Source organism: Myroides odoratimimus (genome assembly GCF_038039805.1).
GTDB classification, from domain to species: domain Bacteria; phylum Bacteroidota; class Bacteroidia; order Flavobacteriales; family Flavobacteriaceae; genus Flavobacterium; species Flavobacterium odoratimimum_B.
The window spans coordinates 33220-58204 of record NZ_JBBPHK010000003.1 but is presented as its reverse complement, the minus strand read 5'-3'; the positions used below and the strand labels follow the sequence as shown (position 1 = coordinate 58204).

Annotated in this window: 23 protein-coding genes; 17 read left to right on the top strand and 6 right to left on the bottom strand. The window is 35.2% G+C overall.

The features are described from left to right. Window positions 1-33 precede the first annotated feature (33 nt). The 3 genes from AABL85_RS03940 to AABL85_RS03930 all read right to left on the bottom strand — a co-directional run bounded on the left by AABL85_RS03940 (window position 34) and on the right by AABL85_RS03930 (window position 2216). Window positions 34-408 (bottom strand): four helix bundle protein, encoded by a 375-nt coding sequence (locus tag AABL85_RS03940; RefSeq protein WP_286415801.1) that lies wholly within the window; start codon window positions 406-408, stop codon window positions 34-36. A 162-nt stretch (window positions 409-570) separates the two neighbouring features. Next, a complete protein-coding gene (gene purE, locus AABL85_RS03935; protein WP_341309266.1) occupies window positions 571-1056 on the bottom strand; it encodes a 5-(carboxyamino)imidazole ribonucleotide mutase in 486 nt (161 codons plus the stop codon). Window positions 1057-1061: 5 nt separating this feature from the next. Beyond that, window positions 1062-2216, bottom strand: a complete 1155-nt coding sequence (locus tag AABL85_RS03930; RefSeq protein ID WP_341309265.1) for a 5-(carboxyamino)imidazole ribonucleotide synthase — start codon at window positions 2214-2216, stop codon at window positions 1062-1064. 998 nt (window positions 2217-3214) lie between these two features. On the opposite strand from AABL85_RS03930, the gene hpt reads away from it, so the two are divergent. The 16 genes from hpt to AABL85_RS03850 all read left to right on the top strand — a co-directional run bounded on the left by hpt (window position 3215) and on the right by AABL85_RS03850 (window position 20391). Further along, the gene (gene hpt / locus AABL85_RS03925) at window positions 3215-3748 is read left to right on the top strand and encodes a hypoxanthine phosphoribosyltransferase (protein ID WP_286415804.1); all 534 of its coding nucleotides are present in this window, start codon (window positions 3215-3217) and stop codon (window positions 3746-3748) included. Window positions 3749-3778: 30 nt separating this feature from the next. Next, window positions 3779-4354: an adenylate kinase gene (locus tag AABL85_RS03920; protein ID WP_006259519.1), complete on the top strand. Its 576-nt coding sequence runs from the start codon at window positions 3779-3781 to the stop codon at window positions 4352-4354. Between the two features lie 88 nt (window positions 4355-4442). Further along, window positions 4443-5444, top strand: coding sequence for a GTPase ObgE (gene obgE, locus AABL85_RS03915; RefSeq protein WP_341309264.1), 1002 nt, complete (start codon window positions 4443-4445; stop codon window positions 5442-5444). A gap of 163 nt (window positions 5445-5607) precedes the next feature. Next, window positions 5608-7914 carry a hydrogen gas-evolving membrane-bound hydrogenase subunit E gene (gene mbhE / locus AABL85_RS03910; RefSeq protein ID WP_341309263.1) on the top strand — a complete coding sequence of 769 codons (2307 nt, stop codon included), beginning with the start codon at window positions 5608-5610 and terminating at the stop codon, window positions 7912-7914. Continuing rightward, a complete protein-coding gene (locus AABL85_RS03905; protein ID WP_286415808.1) occupies window positions 7904-8347 on the top strand; it encodes a Na+/H+ antiporter subunit B in 444 nt (147 codons plus the stop codon). Before mbhE ends, AABL85_RS03905 begins: the two co-directional genes overlap by 11 nt. Before the next feature lie 11 nt (window positions 8348-8358). Further along, a complete protein-coding gene (locus AABL85_RS03900) occupies window positions 8359-8712 on the top strand; it encodes a Na+/H+ antiporter subunit C (protein ID WP_006259515.1) in 354 nt (117 codons plus the stop codon). Next, complete coding sequence (locus tag AABL85_RS03895; RefSeq protein WP_286415809.1) at window positions 8709-10220, top strand: proton-conducting transporter membrane subunit; 1512 nt, start codon at window positions 8709-8711, stop codon at window positions 10218-10220. Before AABL85_RS03900 ends, AABL85_RS03895 begins: the two co-directional genes overlap by 4 nt. 7 nt (window positions 10221-10227) lie before the next feature. Then, the gene (locus AABL85_RS03890) at window positions 10228-10710 is read left to right on the top strand and encodes a Na+/H+ antiporter subunit E (RefSeq protein ID WP_341309262.1); all 483 of its coding nucleotides are present in this window, start codon (window positions 10228-10230) and stop codon (window positions 10708-10710) included. Beyond that, a complete protein-coding gene (locus AABL85_RS03885; protein WP_006259512.1) occupies window positions 10707-10982 on the top strand; it encodes a cation:proton antiporter in 276 nt (91 codons plus the stop codon). Before AABL85_RS03890 ends, AABL85_RS03885 begins: the two co-directional genes overlap by 4 nt. Then, window positions 10975-11373, top strand: coding sequence for a monovalent cation/H(+) antiporter subunit G (gene mnhG / locus AABL85_RS03880; RefSeq protein WP_286415810.1), 399 nt, complete (start codon window positions 10975-10977; stop codon window positions 11371-11373). Before AABL85_RS03885 ends, mnhG begins: the two co-directional genes overlap by 8 nt. Window positions 11374-11438: 65 nt before the next feature. Then, the gene (locus tag AABL85_RS03875) at window positions 11439-13592 is read left to right on the top strand and encodes a S46 family peptidase (RefSeq protein WP_286415811.1); all 2154 of its coding nucleotides are present in this window, start codon (window positions 11439-11441) and stop codon (window positions 13590-13592) included. 84 nt (window positions 13593-13676) lie between these two features. Continuing rightward, window positions 13677-14681, top strand: coding sequence for a hypothetical protein (locus AABL85_RS03870; protein ID WP_341309261.1), 1005 nt, complete (start codon window positions 13677-13679; stop codon window positions 14679-14681). After that, window positions 14641-16962: a hypothetical protein gene (locus tag AABL85_RS03865; protein ID WP_341309260.1), complete on the top strand. Its 2322-nt coding sequence runs from the start codon at window positions 14641-14643 to the stop codon at window positions 16960-16962. The genes AABL85_RS03870 and AABL85_RS03865 overlap by 41 nt, the downstream gene beginning before the upstream one ends. A 455-nt stretch (window positions 16963-17417) precedes the next feature. Then, entirely contained in the window at window positions 17418-18779 is a 1362-nt protein-coding gene (locus AABL85_RS03860; protein WP_286415814.1) for a UDP-N-acetylmuramate--L-alanine ligase, read from the top strand. Window positions 18780-18944: 165 nt separating this feature from the next. Next, complete coding sequence (gene radC, locus AABL85_RS03855) at window positions 18945-19637, top strand: RadC family protein (RefSeq protein WP_286415815.1); 693 nt, start codon at window positions 18945-18947, stop codon at window positions 19635-19637. A 55-nt stretch (window positions 19638-19692) separates the two neighbouring features. Continuing rightward, window positions 19693-20391, top strand: a complete 699-nt coding sequence (locus AABL85_RS03850; protein WP_286415816.1) for a YjjG family noncanonical pyrimidine nucleotidase — start codon at window positions 19693-19695, stop codon at window positions 20389-20391. A 14-nt stretch (window positions 20392-20405) separates the two neighbouring features. On the opposite strand, the gene AABL85_RS03845 is transcribed toward AABL85_RS03850, so the two are convergent. After that, window positions 20406-21683, bottom strand: coding sequence for a replication-associated recombination protein A (locus tag AABL85_RS03845; RefSeq protein WP_341309352.1), 1278 nt, complete (start codon window positions 21681-21683; stop codon window positions 20406-20408). A 736-nt stretch (window positions 21684-22419) separates the two neighbouring features. Here AABL85_RS03845 and AABL85_RS03840 point away from each other — a divergent pair. Next, window positions 22420-23178 (top strand): rhomboid family intramembrane serine protease, encoded by a 759-nt coding sequence (locus tag AABL85_RS03840; protein WP_341309259.1) that lies wholly within the window; start codon window positions 22420-22422, stop codon window positions 23176-23178. Between the two features lie 7 nt (window positions 23179-23185). Here the strand turns inward: AABL85_RS03840 and AABL85_RS03835 are convergent, their stop codons facing one another. Next, complete coding sequence (locus tag AABL85_RS03835; RefSeq protein WP_041894044.1) at window positions 23186-24232, bottom strand: hypothetical protein; 1047 nt, start codon at window positions 24230-24232, stop codon at window positions 23186-23188. 3 nt (window positions 24233-24235) lie between these two features. Continuing rightward, on the bottom strand, window positions 24236-24970 hold the full coding sequence (rlmB, locus tag AABL85_RS03830) for a 23S rRNA (guanosine(2251)-2'-O)-methyltransferase RlmB (RefSeq protein ID WP_341309258.1): 735 nt from the start codon (window positions 24968-24970) through the stop codon (window positions 24236-24238). Between the last annotated feature and the right edge of the window lie 15 nt (window positions 24971-24985).

Genomic DNA, 24985 nt, shown 5'->3' with positions numbered 1-24985 from the left:
ATTACGAATTAAAAATTAAGAAAGTTTAAATACCTATTTATTCTGTGTAACTCTTTCTTTATTTTGTATAGTAATTCTGATACTACCAATGATTTTTAGAATCTCATCTAAATCCTGAAGTAAGCTGTTTTTCTCACGAATAGTCAAAAAGTCTGTGTCTGCTAATAATCTAATCCAATAATGAGTTTCACGAGCTTCTTTATAAGCAATAGATAATTTAGCGTAGAAGTCTTTTTCTGTCTGTCCACCAAGGGCTTCTTCAACATTAGCACCTATAGAAGTGCCAGAGCGAAGAAGTTGTTTACTTAGTACATATTCTTTTTTAGTCGCAGATAGATGTTTATATAGGCGGATGGTTCTTACAGCAAAATCATAGGTTTTAGTCTGTATTATATTTTCTTGCTTCATAAAGTAACAAGGTAGTTATAGGTTTTAAAGTAATAATAACCGAAATATGAAGTAATATACTTACTCCATATTTCGGTTATATTTAAGTTGCTGAGTCATCCCTCACCCGTAGGGTGATGATTCTTAATTTTTAATTTATAATTCTTAATTTAAATAAAAGGTCTAAAGACCTTTTATTTCGGTTGCTGCTTTAAGCACCGCTTCTCTTAATCCATTTTTATATTCTACCATCTTATTTCGAAGGTCTTCATTTTGACTACCTAATATCTGTATCGCTAGAAGACCTGCATTTTTTGCACCATTAAGGGCTACTGTAGCTACAGGTACACCACCAGGCATCTGTAAGATAGATAGTACACTGTCCCATCCATCGATAGAGTTGCTAGATTTAACAGGTACTCCGATCACTGGAAGTGGAGACATTGAAGCTACCATACCAGGTAAGTGTGCTGCTCCTCCTGCTCCTGCGATGATCACATGGATACCGCGCTTATGAGCATTAGAAGAAAAGTCTACAAGTTTCTCAGGTGTTCTATGAGCAGATACGATATCCACTTCTACTTCTACACCGAATTCTTTAATAATATTGATTGCATCTTGCATGACAGGCATATCCGATACGCTGCCCATTACTACTGCTATTTTCATAAGATTTATTTGCTGATTACTTTAATAGTTTCTTTTACTTGCTGAGCTATTTCTCTCGCTTTAACCATATCGCTATTCACGATCGTTACATGTCCCATTTTTCTAAAAGGACGAGTCTCGCGTTTGCCATAGATATGAGGAGTCACACCCTCTATCGCTAAGATATCTTCCATTCCTTCATAGTACACTTGTCCAGTATAGCCTTCAGTACCTACTAAGTTTACCATGATACCAGCCACTTTGCTATCTGTATTCCCTAAAGGTAAATCTAGAATAGCACGGATGTGTTGTTCGAACTGAGAAGTATAGCTCGCCTCTATAGAGTAGTGTCCAGAGTTATGAGGACGAGGAGCTACTTCATTCACTAGTACATCGTCATCTTGCGTTTGGAACATCTCCACAGCTAATAAACCTACATGATTAAATCTCTCAGAAACTTGTAGCGCAATAGCTCTTGCCTTATCCGCTACAGCGCAATCGATACGGGCAGGACAGATCACATATTCTACTTGGTTAGCCTCTGGGTGGAACTCCATTTCTACTACAGGGTATGTTTTGATTTCTCCAGAAGCAGAACGAGCTACGATTACAGCTAATTCGTTTTTAAAAGGAACCATCACTTCTGCGATACACTCTACATTAGGTAGTGCATCTAAGTCAGTAATCGTACGAACTACTTTTACTCCATTACCATCATACCCAAACTGAGCTGACTTCCATACGAATGGCATCGTTACTTCATTAGCTGTAGCTGCTGTTTTTAGAGCTTCTATATCAGAGAATCTCTTATAAGGAGCAGTTGGGATATTATGAGTAGTATAGAAATCTTTTTGATTTCCTTTGTTTTGGATTAATCGAAGTGTCTTAGGAGAAGGGAATACTTTAAGCCCTTCTTCTTCTAACTTATCAAGTGCGTCTAAGTTGACATTTTCTATTTCGATCGTTAAGACATCCACTGTTTTACCAAAGCGATAAACAGTTTCAAAATCCATTAAATCCCCTTGGAAGAACTGATGTGCTCCATACTGAGAAGGGGCATCTTTACTAGGATCTAGTACATTGGTAGCGATGTCAAATTTACGAGTGTCATATAGGAGCATTTTACCTAATTGACCTCCTCCTAATATTCCCAAACGGAAATCAGTAGAAAAGTAATTCATTGTGTAGTTGTATTGTTATTAAGGCAAAGATAATTTAAAAATATCTAAAATGAAGCATATTGCTACCTGTCTTGTGTTGCTTAATGTATTTATAATTTCTTTGACAAGAGACATAAATTAAGAGTAGATGATTTTTGAGATAAGTAAAATACAAATAGGTTGTGTTTGTTAAAAAAAGAGTATTTATTTTTAATAAATAAAAAAGTATATTTAGGTATTAATGTGTTGTATAGTAGTTTTTTGTGATAGGAGTGCTATTCTTGAGTATATGCTGTAGTTCCAGTATATATAACCCTTTTGAGCGAATGCTTCAACACTTCTTCAACATTGCCCCAAGAATGCTCTACTAGAGAGGGTGTTTGTTGAAGGAATGTTGACGGGATATTGAGGAGGTGTTGAAGAAGAAAGAAAGTAGTGTAGTGATAAATAAGTCTATATTCTCATTCTGTTTAGGATTGATTGACTTATTATTAGAAGTAAAAAAGATGGTTTGTACTCAAGATAACGGTGTGATAAGAAGTTTTTTTAGGAGAAATTATACCTCGATTATGTTATAATAAATGAAAGTCTATATTATTTATCTTATTGATTATATGAATTAACTAATTTAATATGATAATTAAATGATTTTATTATTGAATTTTACTTATTATTAAATTATAACGTTTTATTAAATAAATATTTTTTAGTTAAAAAAATTAACTTATATTTGGTAGGTTATGAGTTGTGAATTGGCTCATTAAAATTGAAATTACGTTTTAAGTAGTGAAAATAATCTCAACGATAGAACTATAAACTTTGGTTTTAGAGTTAGATTGAATTAGTTTGTTTTAGACGTAGCGTGTAATAGCGCTACGTTTTTTGTTTTTAAAAACAAAAGGCTAAAAAGTAAATTATTGGGGTTTATTTTTTGGTTATTTAGGTTAAATCCTTTGCATAGAAACGAATAAACCTGTATTCTTTTTGTATATTTGCAAATTACGAACAACTTCGACACAATGGAAATACAAGTATTGGATAAAGTGTTTGTTCCTTTTATTTCAAGGGAGCAGATTGATACTAGATTGCGTGAAATCGCAGAACAAATAGAAAAGGATATGAACGGAGACGTTCCTGTATTTATAGGGGTTCTTAACGGTTCGTTTATGGTTATTTCTGATTTGGTGAAGCATTATAAAGGCTCATGTGAAATGAGTTTCGTTAAAATGGCTTCATATATAGGAACTCAATCAACTAATCAGGTTAATCAATTATTAGGACTTGATATAGATGTTACTGATAGAAGAGTAGTTATTATAGAAGACATTGTAGATACTGGGAATACACTAGTAGCGTTAAAGAAATTATTTGATCAACATAAACCTAGTGAAGTACGTATATGTACGCTATGTTTAAAACCAGAGGCGTATACGAAAGATATTCATTTAGATTATGTAGCTTTTGAGATTGAGAATAAGTTTATCGTAGGATATGGAATGGACTATGATAAATACGGTAGAAATATACCAGAGATATACCAAATTAAAGAATAAAGATTAGACTAACAGAATAAACAATAAATAATGATTGCAATAGTTTTATTTGGAAAACCAGGTGCTGGGAAAGGTACACAGGCTGAGTTTTTAAAAGAAAAGTATAATTTAACACATATCTCTACAGGGGATGTATTTCGTTTTAACTTGAAAAATGATACTGAGCTAGGTAAACAAGCTAAAGTATATATGGATCAAGGAGAACTAGTTCCGGACAGTGTTACAATTAATATGTTGGCAGAAGAGGTGAGCAAAAATATGGATAAATCAGGATTCTTATTCGATGGTTTTCCTCGTACGATCGCTCAAGCTGAAGCACTAGAAAAACTATTGAATGAGAAAGGAATCACTTTTGCAGGAACTGTAGGTTTAGAGGCTGATGATGATGTATTAGTAGCGCGTATTCTAGAGAGAGGTAAGACTAGTGGTAGAGCTGATGACCAAGATGAGGCTAAGATTCGTACACGTTATACAGAGTATAATGAGAAGACAGCTCCTCTTATCGCGTTCTACGAAGCAAAAAATAAATTCTACGCTGTAGATGGAATAGGTTCTATCGAAGAAATTACAGGACGTTTAAGCAAAGTTATAGATACTTTAATATAAGGTACTTTATAACATTCACTAAAAAATATTACCTTTGCCGCCCAATTCCTATTGTATGGTGCAATAAGGACGAAAAAAATTAAAGGAAATGACTGAAGGGAATTTTGTCGATTACGTAAAGATATATGTAGCTTCTGGTAAGGGAGGTAGAGGATCTACACACTTACACAGAGAAAAATTTATTGAAAAAGGTGGGCCTGATGGTGGAGACGGAGGTCGCGGAGGACACGTATATATAGTCGGAAATGAAGGTTTATGGACTTTATTTCACCTTAAATTTGCACGTCATATTAAAGCAGGTCATGGGGGTGATGGAGGAAGTTCTAGAAGTACAGGGTCAGATGGTGAAGATAGAATTATCGAGGTGCCATTAGGAACTGTAGTGAAGGACAAAGAGACAGGTGAAGTATTATTCGAAATTACTGAACACGGCGAAAAGAGAATCGTAGCTGAGGGAGGTAAAGGAGGATTAGGTAACTGGCATTTTAGATCATCTACTAACCAGACTCCTAGATATGCACAACCTGGAATGCCTAGTGAAGAGCTAGATATTATATTAGAATTAAAAGTATTAGCTGATGTCGGATTAGTAGGATTCCCGAATGCGGGTAAATCTACATTACTGTCTGTACTTACTTCGGCTAAACCAAAGATTGCGGATTATCCGTTTACGACACTGAAGCCTAATTTAGGTATTGTGTCATATAGAGATTTTAAATCTTTTGTGATTGCAGATATTCCGGGTATTATCGAAGGAGCTGCAGAAGGTAAAGGTTTAGGTCATTACTTCTTAAGACATATAGAGAGAAACTCTACTTTATTATTCATGGTGCCTGCGGATGCTGATGATATTAAAAAAGAGTATGATATCTTAATAGATGAGCTAAGAAGATATAATCCAGAAATGCTGGATAAAGATCGTCTTTTAGTAGTTACTAAGTGTGATATGCTAGATGATGAGCTACAATCAGAGTTAAAAGAACAGCTAGATGCTGAACTAGACGGAGTACCATACATGTTTATTTCTTCAGTGGCTCAACAAGGGCTAGTGGAGTTGAAGGATAAATTATGGGAAATGTTGAATAAATAAGATTAAATTAAGGGAATTACCTTTAATCCCCTATTGGTAAGATAAAGGTGAGGAAAATGTTTGTGTTATTTGTTGTTATACGGCAAGTTATAAGTTAAAATTTATTTTTTTTGTATATATTTACATCAAACTGAAAATATATATTTAGAGAATTAAACAAAATATGCTAACATTAATTTTTCTCACTTTTGTACTTGCTTTTGGAGTATTATTTCTAAAAAAGTTTGTACAGACTAAATTTGTAGCATTAATATCCCTACTTCCATTTTCAATTTTTTTATATCTATTATCTTTTTTACGTTCTGTAAAAGACGGATTTAATAGTGTCCTATTTAGCACTGAATGGATTCCTACGTTAGGTATCAATTTAGACTTTAAAATAGACGGTCTATCACTTTTGTTTGGATTATTGATTTCTGGAATTGGAACATTGGTATATTTATATGCTTCTTCTTATTTAAGAGGGCATCCTCTGTTACACCGTTTTATTTGCTACCTGACTGTTTTTATGGGAGCAATGTTGGGAGTGGTTACTTCTGACAATTTAATCACCTTGTTTATTTTTTGGGAGCTAACGAGCATAAGTTCCTTCTTCTTGATTGGTTTTAATAATGAAGAAGAAGAATCTAGAGCGAGTGCGTTGTGGGCCTTAGCCATTACAGGATTAGGAGGGTTCTTTTTACTGTCCTTTGGTGTAATCGTAGGAACTATATCCGGAACATATTCTATCCACGAGTTATTGGGACAGAGTGATGTGTTAAGGGAGAGTCCTTTCTACTTATTAATTATTATTTTCTTATTCATAGCAGCTTTTACTAAGTCTGCACAGTTTCCTTTTCACTTTTGGTTACCAGGAGCGATGAAAGCTCCTACACCAGTATCAGCTTATCTACACTCTGCTACTATGGTGAAGGCTGGGGTATACTTAGTAGCTAGATTCACTCCGATACTCGGTGGTAAGATGGAGTGGAACACGATCTTACTGGTAGTAGGTGGCGTGACCATGTTATTCGGTGCTTTTCACAGTGTATTTAGAAAAGATATGAAAGGGATATTAGCTTACTCTACTATATCTGCCTTAGGACTATTAATGTTCTTGTTAGGAATAGGTACTCAGATAGCACTGTATGCTATGGCAGTATTCGTATTAGCACATGCATTGTATAAAGCAGCTTTTTTCTTGATAACAGGTATTATAGATCATGCATTACATACTCGTGATATTAATGAGTTAGGAGGGCTACGTAAGTACTTTCCACTGTTAAGTGTGGCAGCCGTTGTTGCCGCATTATCATGTGCGGGTATTCCTTTGACTTTCGGATTTATTGGGAAAGAGTTAATCTATGAAAGTGGACTTCATTATATGAATGAGACTTTAGCAATTATATTAGTAGGCGCTTTATTCTTCACTAATGCATTTTTGACTGGATCAGGTTTCTTAATAGGTATAAAACCATTCTTTGGCAAAGCAACTAAGAACGTTTGTATATCTCATCAACCTGATTGGGCACTAATAGCTCCACCTGTAGTATTAGGGTTCTTCACCTTATTACTTGGAGTGTTACCCGCTATTGCTTATCATGAAATTATCTTGGCGACCTTTAGTGCTATTTATGGCTCTGTAGTAGAGATGCCTCTAGCGATATGGCATGGTGTGAATACTAGTCTATTATTAAGTGGATGCACGATAGTGCTAGGTACGATAGTGTACATTATCTTTAAGAGATGGAAGAACCCACTATGTGTGGTGGAGAACTTCGAGAAAGTATCACCTAAGAATATATTCTCTATCATCGTAGAGTTCTTTAGAGTACTAGCATATCGTTATACTTGGATCTTCCATAATGGATATCTGAGATCTTATCTAGCAGTAATTATTGTTTTCTTTGTAGGCTTAGTTGGGTATAAGTTATTTGCAGATGTTCCACTGCGTGTGAACACTACGGGACTGTCTGAGTTTAGAGCTTATGAGTTAGTTGTATTCTTAATTGCAGTTGTGGCAATTGTCTTTGCGATTAATACATCATCTAGATTAACGGCAATCGCTGCGACAGGTGTGGTAGGGTATTGTATCTGTTTAATATTTGTATTCTATGGAGCACCAGATTTAGGAATGACTCAGTTCGCTATTGATACATTGACTACAGTTTTATTTATTTTAGTGTTGTTTAAATTACCTCCATTCTTAAAGTTAGGAAATAGAAAGATACAGTTTAGGGACGCAGTGATTTCTATAGCGTTCGGTGTTCTGATCTCTATTATTACTCTACAAGCTCTAGTCTCTCCTGCTGATAAAGATATCAGTAGATATTATGCAGAGAACGTATATGTGCTTGCTAAAGGTAAGAATGTGGTGAATGTTATTTTAGTTGACTTTAGAGGCTTTGATACCATGATAGAGACTATAGTGTTATCTATTGCGGCATTAGGAGTATTCAGTATGTTAAAATATAGAGAAGATGAAGAATAAGACTAAGTACGATATAAAGAAGATGGACTCAACGATATTGAGGACAGCGACTAATTATTTATTACCTCTACTGCTATTATTCTCTCTTTTCGTATTGTTAAGAGGACATTATTTATCAGGAGGAGGTTTTGTAGGAGGGTTGATAGCATCTATAGCATTTGTATTGCATGCTTTTGCATATACAACTAGAAGAACATTGAGACTGTTCCAGATTCCCCCACGTATGTTGATACCTATAGGATTGACAATTTCTTTTATAAGTGGTTTTTTGCCAGTGTTATTAGGTAGACCATTTATGACTGGGGTATGGTTTGCAGATAATGTAGCGGTTATAGGTTCTGTGGGAACTGCTTTATTTTTTGATATTGGAGTTTATTTAGTGGTAGTTGGTGTCGTGCTAACTATATTATTAACTATTTCAGAAAGTGAATAAAAGAGATAAGTATGGAATTACTATTAGTATTATTAGTTGGAATCTTATATTCTGCAGGGATATACTTGATCTTGCGTAGAAGTATGGTTAAGTTACTTTTAGGGTTTATGATGCTAGGTAATGGCGCCAATATATTAATCTTCTTGATGGGGGAACTAACCAAAGGGAAAGCACCTATTATTAATGGAGAGAGTAAACATTTTACAGATGTATATGCAGATCCAGTGCCTCAAGCATTAATCTTGACAGCCATAGTTATCAGTTTTGGATTGACAGCTTTTGCAATTATTTTATTGAAAAAAGTACATGAAACAACAGGAACTGATGATTTAGATTCACTTAATATCCAAGATTTAGATATATGATTTCGAACTTTATATTAGCTCCTATATTAGCACATATGTTGACGGCTATTGTCCTGTTGTTCTTCTGGAAGAATGTACAGGCACAGAAGACCGTAAGTGTGATAGGTAATATAATCGGCTTCTTTGTAAGCTTAAGATTGTTTACCTTAATATGGGAAAATGGAAATATGACCTTACAGATGGGAGGCTGGGAAGCACCATTTGGAATTACTTTCGTAGGTGACATGTTGAGCGCTACGATGGTGATGCTTACTGCTATTGTTTCATTAGCTGTAGGTATATACTCAACAGCTGCGACTAACATTAGTCGCATACGATATGGGCACTTCTTTATCTATCACTTCCTGATCATGGGATTGATGGGAGCCTTTTTGACAGGAGATATATTTAATCTTTATGTATGGTTTGAAGTAGTGATTATTTCTTCTTTTGTTTTATTGACATTAGGAGGAAAAAAGAGACAAATGGAAGGTGCTGTGAAGTATGTAACCATGAATATGCTTGCATCCGTAATCTTCTTAACAGCCATCGGGATTCTATATGGGATAACAGGTAGTTTGAATATTGCAGACCTACCTGAACATGTAGCAGCAGTGGAGAATAGAGGATTAGTAACAGTGACCGCATTGTTGTTCTTTGTTGGATTTGGTATTAAGTCAGCAGTATTCCCGATGTACTTTTGGTTGCCATCATCTTACCATACACCGCCATCGGCTATCGGTGCTGTGTTTGGTGGATTGTTGACTAAGATGGGGGTGTATTCTATGATAAGAGTGTTCACAGTAGTGTTCGAACCTGATGATTTCGTATTACAAGTATTTATAGTTATTGCTATTCTTACGATGATAAGTGGCGCATTAGGAGTAATCAATAAAAGAAATATTAGAAGAATATTATCTTACTTTATTGTTTGTCATATAGGATATCTGATAGCAGGTATTGGTATTTATACAGAGCTAGCTTTTGTAGGAGTAGTGTTTTATCTAATCCACGATGTCATTGTGAAGAGTAACTTCTTTATGATGAGTGGTCTGATACAAAAGATACGTGTAACGCAAGATATTTATCGACTAGGAGGATTCTATAAGGACTATCCAAAGCTGTCGATTGTTTTTGCGATTATCTTATTCTCTCTAGCAGGTATACCACCGTTGTCTGGGTTCTGGCCAAAGATACTTTTGTTCCAGGAGGCCTTTAAGCAGGAGAGTTATGTGTTATTAGGGACCTTGATATTTGCGAGCTTTATTACTTTATTTATTGTAGCTCGTATTTGGTCAGAAGTGTTTTGGAAAGATTTGCCAAAGCCAAATGCGGAAGAGGTAGACTATTTTGCACCGTTCCATACTAGAGGTAAAGTAGCTTTAGTATTACCAGTTATAGGATTAGCTGTAGTGTCACTGTTGATAGGGTTTAATGCTTCTTTTGTATTTAAAGTAGCAGAACGAGTAGCGTACGAATTAATGAACCCATCAATTTATATAGAATCAGTAATGCATCATTTAAAATAAACAGATTATGTTGAAGTACTTTTTACTTAATTTATTATTGACATTTGTCTGGGTTGCTTTAACAGGACAGTTAAATTATTCTAACTTCATCTTTGGAGGTGCGGCAGGATTCTTTATTTTATGGATGCTAACGAGAAGATCTAAGCAAGCAGATAAAGAATATTTCTATCGTGTACCGAAGATTATGATTTTTATCCTCTATTTTCTTTATGATATGATGGAGGCTAACTTACGTGTAGCGATAGATGTAATGACCCCTAATTATCATACAACACCTGGTATCATTAAGTATAACCTAGATGCTAAGACAGATTTTGAGATTACGATGTTGACCAATATTATCGCTTTGACTCCGGGTACTATGGTGATCGATATAGCAGATGATAAAAGTTATGTACATATACATACTATGTATTTAAGAGATAAACACAAGTTTATTAAGAATATGAAAGAGAGAACAGAAACTAAACTATTAGAGATATTGCGATGACAGTAGAAGATTATTTAATATATGTAATTATGCCTATCATCAGCTTGTCTTTAATCTTCATATTTATAAGATTTCTAAAGGGGCCAAGCGTATCAGATAGAGTAGTTGCTCTAGATTTACTGATTACAGTAGGAGTAGGGGTTATTGGAGTGTTTAGCTTGATTGCTAATGACCCGATATTTTTAGACGTAGCAATGATATTAGCATTAATAGCATTCTTGAGTACAGTGGCTTTTGCCTATTATTTATTAAAAAGGAATAGAGATGATTGATATTGTGATAATGATATTAAGTACTGTAGGAGCGGTTTTTGTATTGATAGCTTCTATTGGGATAGTGCGTATGCCTGATTTCTATACAAGACTGTCTATTACTATTAAGGCAGCTACTTTAGGTATTGGCTGTATTCTTACAGCAGCAGCTATCCATTTTGCGGAGTTTTCGACAACGACAAAGGTGTTAGCAATTATATTTTTCTTGTTTATCACCTCACCTGTGGCAGCATTTTTAATTGCAAGAACAGCTTATATAACAGGTATAAAACTATGGGATAAGTCTGTGGTAGATGAACTACAGAATCGATATGACAACCATAATAACATTCCTTTAGATGCCTGTAGTGATGAAAAAGTAACCACTAAGGAGCAATCAGATAAAGAATAATTACTAGAATTGAGGATGATTTATAGAATTAAATTTATCTTCGCATTTCTAACATACTAATTAATATGAAAAAAATCGTTTTATTTTTAACTGCATTCATATTAGCGATACCTACTACGGTAAAAGCTGATGAAGGGATGTGGTTCTTAATGTTCATAGAGCGTTTAAACCAACGTGATATGGAGAAGATGGGACTACAGTTGACATCTGAAGAGATATATAGTATCAATAATCATTCGTTGAAAGATGCTATTATACAATTTGATGGTGGATGTACAGCAGAAATTATATCTAACCAAGGTTTGGTATTGACTAACCACCACTGTGGATATGATAAAATCGCTAAATTATCTACACCAGAAGATGATATCTTAACTAATGGATTCTGGGCAAAAGACAAAGCTAGTGAAAGAGCGGCTAAAGGTCTTTCTGTTCGTTTCTTTGTGAGAATGGACAATGTAACAAAGCGTATCTTAAGTGTTGTTAATGATAAGATGTCTGAGGTTGAAAGAGAGAAAGCAATCAACCAAGAGATCGCTAAGGTTCAAAAAGAAAATGATGGAGATGGTAAATACACTGTTTCTGTAAAATCATTCTTTCAAGGTAATGAATTCTATTATTTCGTATACCAAGATTACAATGATGTTCGTTTAGTAGGAACTCCTCCTAATAGTATTGGTAAATATGGAGGGGATACTGATAACTGGGAATGGCCACGTCATACAGGTGACTTCTCTTTATTCCGTGTGTACACTGATAAAGATGGTAACCCTGCAGAGTACTCTGCTGATAATGTACCAATGGTTCCTAAACACCATTTACCAGTATCTATCACAGGTATTAAAGAAGGTGATTTCTCTATGATATTAGGATATCCAGGACGTACAAATAGATGGATGCCTGCACAAGGAGTAGAGCAAAATATTAAGTTCGCTTATCCAGCTTGGGTTGAAGGATCTAAGTTAGGGATGGATGTAATGAAGAAATATATGGCTACAAACGATGCAGTACGTCTTAACTATGCCTCTAAATATGCAGGTGTAGCAAACTACTGGAAGAACCGTCAAGGTATGATTGATGCATTGACTCAACATCAGACTGTAGCAACTAAAACAAAAGCGGAAAAAGATTTCCATAAATGGGCGTCTAAAAAAGAGAACGCTGCTAAATACGGAAATGTAATAGCTGATATTAACGCATGGTACAAAGCGACTAATGAAAAGTCTCGTCATGATAATTACTTAATGACAATGTTACGTACTTCTAATTTAGTAGCTGCGCCATATCGTTTAGCTGGTGGTATGGAAGCGTATGCTGCTGGTGATGATAAGAAACGTGCTGAGATGTTACCTGAGTTTAAAGAGTACATTAAGAGTATCTATGGTAGTACTTATGAGCCATTAGAAAGAGAAATGTTAGCTAAGCAATTAGCTCTTTATGCAACTAAGTCTACAGGATATGCAATTGCTCCTTATGTAGCAGAAATCAACAAAGAGTACAATGGTGATTTTGAAAAGTATGTAGATGAAATCTTTGAAAAAAGTGTATTTGCTAATCAAGAAGCTATCGATGCGTTCTTAGCAGATCCTAAAGGAGTTACTATTTCTCGTGATCCAATGTTGAAGTTATCTGTAGCTATTATGGATTACTATAGAGCTATGCCTGATAATGTAAGTGCATTAGAAGATAAGTTCCAAAAGGCATATCGATTATTTGTAGATGGAGTACAAAAAAGTAATCCTACAGGTAAATACTATCCAGATGCAAACTCTACTTTGCGTTTAACTTATGGTACTGTAAAAGATCTACCAAGAGGAAATAAAGTAAATGATGCTGCAGAGAACTGGTTTACTACTTTAAAAGGTACAGTTGCTAAACATAAAGTAGGTGACGAAGAGTTCGAAGCACCACAAAAACTAATCGACTTATATAATAAGAAAGATTATGGGGTGTATGCTGATAAAGCTGGACACATGCCTGTAAACTTCTTGACTAATCATGATATCACAGGAGGTAACTCAGGTTCTCCAGTATTAAATGGAAAAGGAGAGTTGATCGGACTTGCTTTTGATGGTAATATCGAAGCGATGGCAGGAGACGTTATTTATGACCCTAAATTACAACGTACAATTAACGTAGATATTCGTTACGTACTATTCATTATAGATAAGTTCGCTGACGCTAAACATATTGTAGACGAGATGACTATTGTAAAATAGTTCATTTAGTTAAAGTTCACAAAACGCCTAAATTATTTAGGCGTTTTTTTTGTGCATAAATGTTTCGTGAATTAAGTTTACATCATGAAAAAGTATGTGTTATTTATCTGTTTAATATTATTGGTCGGCTGTGGCTCTAAAGGAGATAAGGACTTGCAGACGAAGTTGTCTTTTTACTATTGGAGAACTAACTTTCAGTTAGACTCACTAGAAAGAACTACGCTTAAAGAGTTAGAAGTGGACAAGCTTTATATTCGCTATTTTGATATTGGACTACAAGGTAATTCTCCTATACCTATACGACCTATACTGTTTAAAGATTCTATTCCTAATCTAGAGATTGTTCCAGTTGTATATATAAAGAATGAAGTCTTAGTGAATACTAAGGTAGATAGAGAATTGTCAAAAAAGATAATAGACTATATCAATCAAATTAATAAGCACAACCATATACAGATAAGTGAGATACAGCTAGACTGTGATTGGAGCTTGAAGAGTAAGGATTCTTTTTTTGAGTTAATAGAGTCGATTAAGAAAGAAAGCAAGTGGAAGGTGTCATCTACGATTAGACTGCACCAAGTGAAATACGCTGCTAAGACAGGAATCCCAAAGGTGGACTATGGCGTACTGATGTATTATAATATGGGGACTATCTCAGCAGATTCGTTGAACTCTATTTATGACCGCAATATTGGAAGCAAATATATAGGCGCATTAGCTGATTATCCTTTAGAGCTGAAGTATGCTTTTCCTATCTATTCATGGGTAGTACATACTAGAGCTAATAAAGTTGTTCGCTTAATCAGTAGAGTTCGTACAGATGAAGTGGATAAAATAAGTGCTTTTAAAAGAATAGATGAGACTAGATATAGTGTGACAAAAGAAGGAATGTATTTTGGACAGTTGTTTTTAGTCGGCGATCAGATAAAAGTAGAAACGACTACTAGCGAGCAGCTGTTAGAGATGAAAAAAGACTTAGAGAAGGCAAGTGGGAAGTGCCCCTCTGAAATTATACTATATGATTTAAATTCAAGAAATATCCCTTATTATGAAAAAGAAGTTTGGAAAAAGATTGTTGTATGCGAGTAGCTTATCACTGCTGTTAGGAGCAGGTGTATACTCATACGGATGTGCTGATGGGTGGTGGAGTTATTCCTCTGTTTCAAGTTTTACACCAGAAGCATTTGTAGATAATTCATACAAGCCTTTGTTTTTTGCACCTTATGAGAAGTTCTATGATGGTGCATATATGTATAACGTTGGTATGTATAATGAGGATATTGTTAAAGAATGGACACAATATTTAGGCAATGCTGTACCAGCTGATGTGGTGAAGGAGTGTTTAGTGTCTAATGAGTTTGAGATGGACACGATGTATACTATACATAGCGAACTGAGAAAAGGGAAAAAAAGAAGTAGTATCTATGACTTAGACTTAAAGAATAAGAAAGTAGAGAACTTTATTAACTTTCTAAACTTTGCGAAAACTGTAGAACAATATTCAGCTCAAGAGTTTGAGTATTGGAACTATGAACAGCAAGTAAAAGAACAATTGCCTACAGAGTACGCTAATAAAGTGCAGAGCTTCTATGAGAAGATGGATAAGAAGGATACTTTTTTTGCGAATAGAATGTGGTTTCAAGCGATGAAAGCTAAGTTCTACTCAGCAGATAAGAGTAGTGTGATTGCTTATTTTGAATCTACAGCGAGTAGTCAACCTCAGAATACACTGTATTATAGAGCGATGTCTTATGTAGCAGGAGCATATTATGAACAAGCTAATTTTGCGAAGTCAAACCTATTATACGCTACTGTTTTTGATAGAGAACCTTCTATGCGTCAAGTAGCTTTGTATAACTTTAAGCCTCTTGATAAAGCTGCTATTACAAAAATAGTAGAGAATACAGACGATAGAGATGTGAAAGCAGCTATATGGTCTATCATGGGATACTATGATGACCTAGGTGAATCCATGAAACGCGCTTATGAGGTCAACTCTAAGAGCCCTCATATAGACTATATCTTGACGAGATGGGTGAATATGCAAGAACAAGAAGTCAATGTATTTGCAGAAAGTAGTTTTAAGTCTCGTGATGAGTATTTCAAGGCGATTAAGAAGAAGATAGATCAGAATACACTGAAGTGGATAAAGTCTGTAGCAGATAAACCACAAGAAGTAGCTAATCCTGTACTGTGGAAGTTAGCTGCAGGATATATGGATATCTTCCAAGGAGAATATAAGAACGCCACTAAACAGATAGAAGAAGCTAGTAGTTACTCTAAAAAGGAAGACAAATTATTGGCAGAACAAATCAGATTGTTTGCTTTGATTAATACAGTATCTCAAGTCAAAAAGTTAGATAAGAATACAGAAGAAAAACTATTGCCAGAACTAAAATGGGTATATACAGAGCTAGTGAAGAATGACTATAGTGATCCTTTTAGATATGAGTATGCGGCAAGTTGGATTAGACAGTTTTTATCAGCTACTTATAAAGAGCAAGGCAATGCTATCATGGCAGAGATATTAAACTCTCAAGGTGTAGCTTTTTATAAAGAAAAGAAACAGTCTAATGCTATGGAGAGCTTCTTGCTAAAAACGAATCATTCAGAGATAGAGCAGCTATTCACTTCTTTGTATCAATATAATCTAAGTGATATCTATGAGAGTAGAGCGATTCATTTATTCTATGAAGATAAGATAGATGAGGCTATTGTAGAAATGAAGAAGGCTGTGCCTATCAAGAAGAAGAACACTTATAACGATGAGTACACCGTGTTGATGTATAATACAGCTACACTTTTAGGTAATCCATTTAACGGAAAGATCAAGGACTGTAACGATTGTGATCATGCAGCTAAGCAGACTACCATTTATACGAAGCTATCCTTCTTAGAGAAGCTAAGAGATATGAAATCAAATATTGCTAATGGTACAGATGTATTTAGCAATGCACTCTTAGTGGGTAACGCTTATTATAATGCTACATATTTTGGTAATGCACGTGTATTGTATTATAATAGTATTTGGGATGAGTATGGAAGTAATAGTATTGGCATGGAGAATAAATCTAGTATCTTGAATATGAACAACGCTAGAAAATACTATACCATAGCTAAGCAACATGCGACTACAAAAGAAGAAAAAGCAAAGTTAGCTTATTTCGATGCTAAGCTTGAGCGAAATGAATTCTATGTACAGACTTATCATAACAAGGATTATTATATGGGAGCATGGGGAGATGATATCATGTTTAAGAAGTGGAATGGCTTCTCAGAGTTAGCTGCTAACTATAGTGATACGAAATATTATCAGGAAGTGATTAAAGAATGTGGTTACTTTAGAAAGTATTTAGGACTGAATTATTAAGAATGAAAAAAGCTCAAGGTCACTTGAGCTTTTTATATTTATAAAGTATCTATTTATTGATATAGATGAGTAGTACAGATGTAATACCTATAGAAATTACCAGTGGAAATAATGATATAATAATAGCAATTAAGGGCATAGTAGTACTGACAAAAGCCTTTTTAGCTCTTCGATAGGATGCGATGCCAAAGGCAAGACCTATAAGACTAAAAAAGCTAGAGATAAAATTGATAAAAGGAATCCAACAAATAATGAATGCAATAACAGAGCATACAAAAGAGATAATGTAATAAACAAGACTCGTATCTCTGTGGTTATTTATTTCATAATAGGATTTATCAGGTTGCATGACTTATTAGCTAAAAATTGAATGTAATATAAAGAAAAAGAATTTCATATTGTTATTTAAATTGTAATTTTACAACTAATAGAATTGATAGAAAAAAACTTATATAATGCGTATACATTTTATCGCAATCGGAGGAAGTGCAATGCACAATTTGGCATTAGCCTTACATGCAAAAGGAGATATTGTAACAGGTAGTGATGACACTATATTTGAACCTTCTAAATCTAGATTAGAAGCTAAGGGATTATTACCAAAAGAAGAAGGGTGGTTCCCAGAGAAGATAACAGAAGAGATAGACGTTATTATTCTAGGGATGCATGCTAAGGGGGATAACCCAGAATTGCTAAAAGCAAAAGAATTAGGACTGACTATTTATTCTTACCCTGAGTTTATCTACGAACATTCTAAGAATAAAACACGTGTTGTAATAGGTGGGTCTCACGGTAAGACTACTATTACTTCTATGATATTACACGTGATGCATTATCATAACGTAGAAGTAGATTATCTAGTAGGAGCACAGTTAGAAGGTTTCGATAGAATGGTGAACCTAACTTCTGATAATGAATTTATGCTAATAGAAGGAGATGAGTACCTATCATCAGCATTAGATCTTCGTCCTAAATTTCATATCTATCAGCCGAATATCGCTTTGTTAAGTGGTATAGCATGGGATCATATTAATGTATTCCCAACTTTCGAAAACTATGTAGAGCAGTTTAAGATTTTTATAGGCAAGTTAGTCAATGGTGGAATCTTAGTCTATAACGAAGAAGACGCTGTGGTAAACCAACTAGTAGAAGAAGCTACTAATCCGATTAGAAAGATACCTTATACTACACCATCATATACTATCGAGAATGAGCAGACTTATTTAGATACGAATGACGGACCTATGCCATTAGAAGTATTTGGTAAGCATAACCTTAGTAATATAAGTGGAGCGAAGTGGATCTGTCAGAATATGGGGATAGATGAAGAAGATTTCTACGAAGCTATCGCATCATTTAAAGGAGCTTCTAAGAGATTAGAGAAGTTAGTAGAGACAGACCAGACAGTAATCTATAAAGACTTTGCACATTCGCCGAGTAAAGTGATCGCTACAACAGAAGCAGTGAAGGCACAGTATCCTAATAAGAAAGTAATTGCTTGTCTAGAATTACATACCTATAGTAGTCTTAACTCTGCCTTCTTATCACAGTATGAAGGTGCGTTAGCTAAGGCAGACGAGGCAGTGGTATTCTACTCTTTAGATGCCCTAAAGATTAAGAATATGCCAGAGATCTCTCAAGAGCAAATGCAGACTGCATTTAATAGACCTGGGTTAGCTACTTATACTAACGCTACTGATTTTAAACAATATCTAGAGCAGTTAGACTTAAATAATGCGGTATTGTTATTCATGAGTTCTGGTAACTATGGAGGTTTGGACATGCAAGCGTTTAGTGAAAAAGTGAAGAATAAATAGAGCGTATACACTATCCTTATTATACTATTAAAGAGGTTATCAAATACAACAGTACTTGATAACCTCTTTTTATTTGAATACTGATTGCATTTTAATATACACTTAATATAGAAGATTTTTCTTAGGTTTAGTTTTTGTGAGATAGATAAGTATAAATCAATGACTATGGAACACCAGAAAATAACGATCAAACAATGGGCAGAAGATGATAGACCTAGAGAAAAATTAATGTTGAAAGGCAAGTCCTCTTTAAGCGATGCCGAGCTATTAGCTATACTCATAGGATCAGGACATAGAGAGGAGTCTGCTGTAGAGCTGTGTAAACGTATATTAGCGATGTATAATAATAACCTAAGTGTATTAGCTAGACAGAGCATTGCAAGACTTACTGCGTTTAAGGGAATAGGAGAAGCGAAGGCTATTGCGATTATTGCAGCTTTAGAGATAGGGCAGAGAAGGAGGCTAAGTGAGCGTGTAGAAGACCCTATTATAAGTTCTAGCAGTGATGTCTTTGAATTGATTAATCCAATTATAGGCGATCTAGAGCATGAAGAGTTTTGGGTGCTTTACCTGAATAATTCTAATAAAGTAAAGTTTAAATCCCCGTTGAGCAAAGGTGGGATGACAGGCACTGTAGTAGATGTGAGACTTTTATTTCAGATAGCGTTAGAGCAGAAGGCAGTCGGGATAATCTTGACTCATAACCATCCTAGCGGTAAAGTCAAGCCAAGTGATGCGGATATTCAGATTACTAAAAAGATTAAAGAAGCAGGACGTATTATGGACATCCAGTTACTAGATCATTTGATCATTACAGAGTATAGTTACTACAGCTTTGCAGATGAAGGAATTTTATAAGTAGTTTTAGTTCTAAAATACCTACTTTTGTAAGTCCAACAAAAGATTATAAAAAATGGGAGTAAAAAGCTTAACGAGTAAGACAGATATCTTTTTTGATCTAGACCATACCTTATGGGACTTTGAGAAGAACTCTGCTTTAGCTTTTAATGATGTTATTGAAGAATTAAAATTACCTTTTAGTACAGAGGCTTTTCTAAACCATTATGTTGCGATTAACAACGAATATTGGGATAAGTATAGTTTAAATCAGGTAACTAAAGAGGAGCTTAGAATTGGGAGAATCAGAGATACCTTTGCTAAGCTAGGATATCAGTCTACTACAGAAGAGATGTTGCTATTAGGAGATAATTATCTAAAGGCTATGCCTAATCATAACTATCTATTCGATGGTGCTATAGAAGTATTAGATTACTTACAAGACAAATATAAGCTTCATATTATCACCAACGGTTTTAATGAAGTACAAGGCAAAAAGTTAGACCGATCAGGGATATCAGGCTACTTTCAGACAGTGACTAACTCTGAGATGGCTGGGGTGAGTAAGCCTAATCCAGAGATATTTAATTATGCATTAGATAAAGCTAAGGTAGGAGTGAAAGACTCTGTGATGATAGGAGATAACTTCTTAGCTGATATAGAAGGAGCGCTAGGAGTAGGAATGGATGCGATATATTACAGTCAATCAAAAGAAAGAGTAACACCTCAGATCTATCACGTACAGAAATTAATAGAACTAAAAGACCTGCTATAAGCAGGTCTTTCTATTTAGTAGTTGTATTTAAATTTCCATCTGTTTCGCAAGAATTCTCGAGTACTATTCTCTCTATTGTTCACACCAGGTTCATAGAGTACAGTGCCTTCTAGTTCATCTGGTAGAAACTCTTGTTCTACGAAGTTATTTGTATAGTCATGAGAGTATAAGTACTCTTGGCCATACCCTAATTCTTTCATTAGTTTAGTAGGTGCATTTCTTAAGTGTATAGGTACAGATAAGTCACCTGTTTGTTTGACGAGTTGCTGTGCTTTACCTATTGCTAGATAGGTAGAGTTACTCTTAGGCGAGGTAGCTAGATAGATAGCGCACTGGCTAAGTAGTATTCTACTCTCAGGATACCCTATGACAGATACAGCCTGGAAGGTATTGTTAGCCATAATGAGCGCAGTCGGATTAGCATTACCGATATCTTCCGATGCAGCTATAAGTAATCTTCGCGCGATGAACTTCACATCTTCACCCCCCTCTATCATTCTCGCCAGCCAATATACAGCCCCATTAGGGTCGCTACCTCTGATAGATTTGATAAAAGCAGATACGATATCATAGTGCTGCTCACCAGTCTTATCATATAGTACAGTGTTCTTTTGTACTATTTGCATTACGCGTTCATTGGTGATCTCGATCTCGTCATCATGAGTAGCGTTGATGATAAGCTCAAAGGTGTTTAATAGCTTACGACCATCTCCACCTGATATTCTAAAGAGAGCTTCTGTCTCTGTCAGGGTTATCTTTTTCTTTTTTAAGAAGAGATCTTTACTCATAGCACGCTCTAAGAGGTGTTGTAAGTCTTCTTTTGTAAACGCATTAAGGGTGTAGACCTGACATCTAGAGAGCAGAGCAGGGATAACTTCGAAGCTCGGATTCTCTGTTGTAGCCCCGATAAGAGTAACCCAGCCACGCTCTACAGCTGCTAATAGAGAGTCTTGTTGAGATTTACTAAAGCGGTGTATCTCATCGATGAATAGAATAGGGTTCCTAGCAGTGAATAGACCACTGTTAGACTTGGCCTTTTCGATTACTTCTCTGATATCTTTAACCCCTGAGTTAATTGCGCTCAATACATAGAATGGTCTTTCGCTCTCTTTTGCGATAATTTCTGCCAGGGTAGTTTTGCCTGTACCTGGAGGTCCCCAAAAGATTAAGGATGGGATAAACCCAACTTTTAACTGATTCGTTAAGATACCATTCTCTCCCACGAGGTGTTCTTGACTGACATATTCACTCAGTGTATGTGGGCGTACTCGTTCTGCTAAAGGTGCTTCCATTATCGTAATTAAATCTCTTATCACAAAAATACAATCTCTTTTTTAGATAACGATGTTTTTCCATAATGGAATATGCAAGGTCTAGTAGTTATAGGTTAGAGTGTGAATATTTGGACATAAGCTAATGTTAATGTAAATTCTTACTTAAAGGAGAATACGTGGAGTATAAAAGAAGTATTCATGGACAGAGCACTTCTCTTGCTCAGTATTTATTGCCTATTGTCCTACTATTGTCGAAGGAGTTTGCATCAATGCCCTATTTTACTAGGGTAATGGTATATTTTAAATATTATGTTTTTTAAGGTTTTTGTGTAATTGATTGATATTTAAGTTATTATTTGTTATGTTGAATAAAAAAAATGACTGCTTTTTTCTTTGATTTAGGGATTATTGGCTTGTTTTGGACACTTTTTTCAAAAAAAACAGGTAGTGATATTGTTCATTGCTCTCTTTTAGACCAAAATAAGGCAGTATAAATTAAAAAGTGACTTGCTTTTTTTAGAAGAAGGTTACAGTATAGAGATACTTTTAAAGAGGATGATAGTCGTCTCTATGCTAAAATGATGTGAAGCAAAAAACAATCCGTTATAAAATGAGTTATATTTAACCTATATAAAATTTGAGTGCATTGTATAATAGCCTTTCATAACAAGAAGTGTTTTTGAATAGGACTTGTATAGGGAGTAAATATGAACCTTATATAATAAGATGTACTTAGGGAGAAAGGAAATAATATATGAGTAAAGAGAAATTACCTCCATTATCTATTAATCTAATTTTACTCCCCTTATTCGTCGTTGTACTGATATGGGGAGTGTATTGGATGGATTGGAATAATTTTTATGAGTTACACGAGTATGGCGTATTGCCCAGAACGATAGAGGGGTTGAGGGGAATTGTGTTTAGTCCTTTTATACACGGTGGGATAAAGCATTTGTATAATAATTCTATAGCCCTCTTCGTACTGCTATTAATGTTGCAGTATTTTTATAAGAGACAAGCCTTGGTGGTACTGGTTTTAGGTATTCTGCTATCAGGTTTCGGTACCTGGCTGATAGGTAGAGATAGTTATCATATCGGGGCTAGTGGATTAGTCTATGTGTTAGTGAGTTTTATGTTCTTTAAGGGGGTACAAACACGATATTATAGGCTGATGGCATTATCACTGGTGATCGTAGTGCTATATGGTGGGATGGTCTGGTATATGTTTCCTCATGTAGAGAATGGTATTTCGTGGGAAGGTCATCTGAGTGGCTTTTTGACAGGATTAGTACTTAGTTTTTTAGTTTCTTCTCCTGAGCATATAGAGCAGGGGTATAAGTATGAGTGGCAAGACCCTAACTTTGATCCTCAGTCAGATCCTTTTATGAGGTGCTTCGATGAGCAAGGTAACTTTATTATTATACCGAAGCAGAAGGTAAGTAAGGATCCTTATAGGAAGACACTACCAGTGCTGATCTCTCAGTACAGAATCAGTGAACAGTATAAACTATAAAAGCACCTTAGAAGGTGCTTTTATAGTTTTTGACTACGAAGTCTATTGCTGTTTCGAGTATCTCTCCCATATTGTTACAATATTTAAAAGACTTCTCGTGAGTTAGTTTGTGTAAGGACATTTTTAACTCTTCTACATTCTCTGGAGTAGAGACGGTATCTTGTATCATCACGTGTATCAGTTCGTCTAATCTCTCCTTATTGCTCAGTACTCTTCTTACGATCACAGATCTCACTTCTCGTCTATACTGCTCTATCGAGGTATGTTTTAGTTTTTCTAATACCATCTTCACGATAGTGTAGTTCTCTTTAAAGAACTGAGGAAGGTAGAACTTGAGGTTGCCTTCATAGTTCTGCTGATCGAAGTCGATAGCTCTGATTCTATAGACCACCTGATCGAAGTCATGAGTAGGTATGATGACGAAGTTATACGATCTCATATCACCTAGTAAACCGATCATACAGCGTTCATTAAATTTGACAAACTCTTTAGCGATCTGAGATTTTTCACTTTCAGTACATTTCGGCAAGTGATCTGTGATGAATACATCAGCAGGTATACCTAATATGTGTTCTTCGATTAAGGTATCATTGTGTACGAGATAGTTCATCGTATTCGGTGATAGCATCTCTTCTAGTTCTAGCCCATATATACGAGAGGCGTCGGCTCTCTTTACATAGAAGTTGGTGATATTGTCATTAAGTATATTACGTACTTTCACTCTGAATGGCTTAGAATTTCCAAACGAACAAAAGTCAATATGATCAATAGTTAGATACTGTAGTGTCTCGATGTCACCATCAGAGTGAAGTAAGGTATATATCTTAGTAAGGCTAGCTTCTATCTCTTTATACTCGAACTCTGGATAATATACACGTAACCACAGTGTATCGTTACCGTTGCTGTCCTCGATATTGATATAACCACTGAAGCGCAATAAGTCATCATAGATCACACTAGTCTTAGTAGTGCGTTTATACTTGGTCAAGTATTCCATGAACTCATCGCTAACAGGGTAGTTAGGCTTCTTTAATAATACCTTTACGTCTTTCAAATCTTATCTTCTTTGTCTAATTGTTTCGTATAAAAATGCTCCACACGCTACAGATACGTTTAGTGAATCTATTGTGCTAAACATTGGTAATTTTGCTTTCTCATCTATGATTTTAAGTACAGATGGGTTGATACCTTTATCTTCACTTCCCATAATGATCGCTAGAGGTACATTTAGATCTACATCATAGATTTCTTTTTCTGCTTTCTCTGTTGCGCCTAGTGTTACTACACCAGATCCTTGTAGATAGAATACTGCATCCTTAATGTGGTCTACTTTACAGATAGGAATATTAAATACAGCACCAGCAGATGTTTTTACTGTATCTCCGTTTACTGGAGCAGCTCCATTCTTAGATATGATGATACCATCTGCACCACAGCATACAGCAGTACGTATAATAGCACCGAAGTTACGAGCATCTGATATCTGATCTAGGATGACGAAAAGAGGTTTCTCTTTTTTCTCTAATACACCTTCTACTAATGTTTCTAGTGAAGTAAAAGAGATAGGAGAGATGTTAGCTACAGCTCCTTGATGATTTTTATTAGTTAGTTTATTTAGTTTTTCGATAGGTACATAAGAGAAGTTTACGTTATTCTTCTTTAAAGTCTTAAGAAGAGAACTCATTAACTCTCCAGAAGCTTCTTTCTGAATGAATACCTTATCTATATCTTTTCCTGCTTCTATGGCTTCGATGATTGCACGAATACCAAATATCTGATTGTCCTGTTCCATGGGGCAAAGTTACTT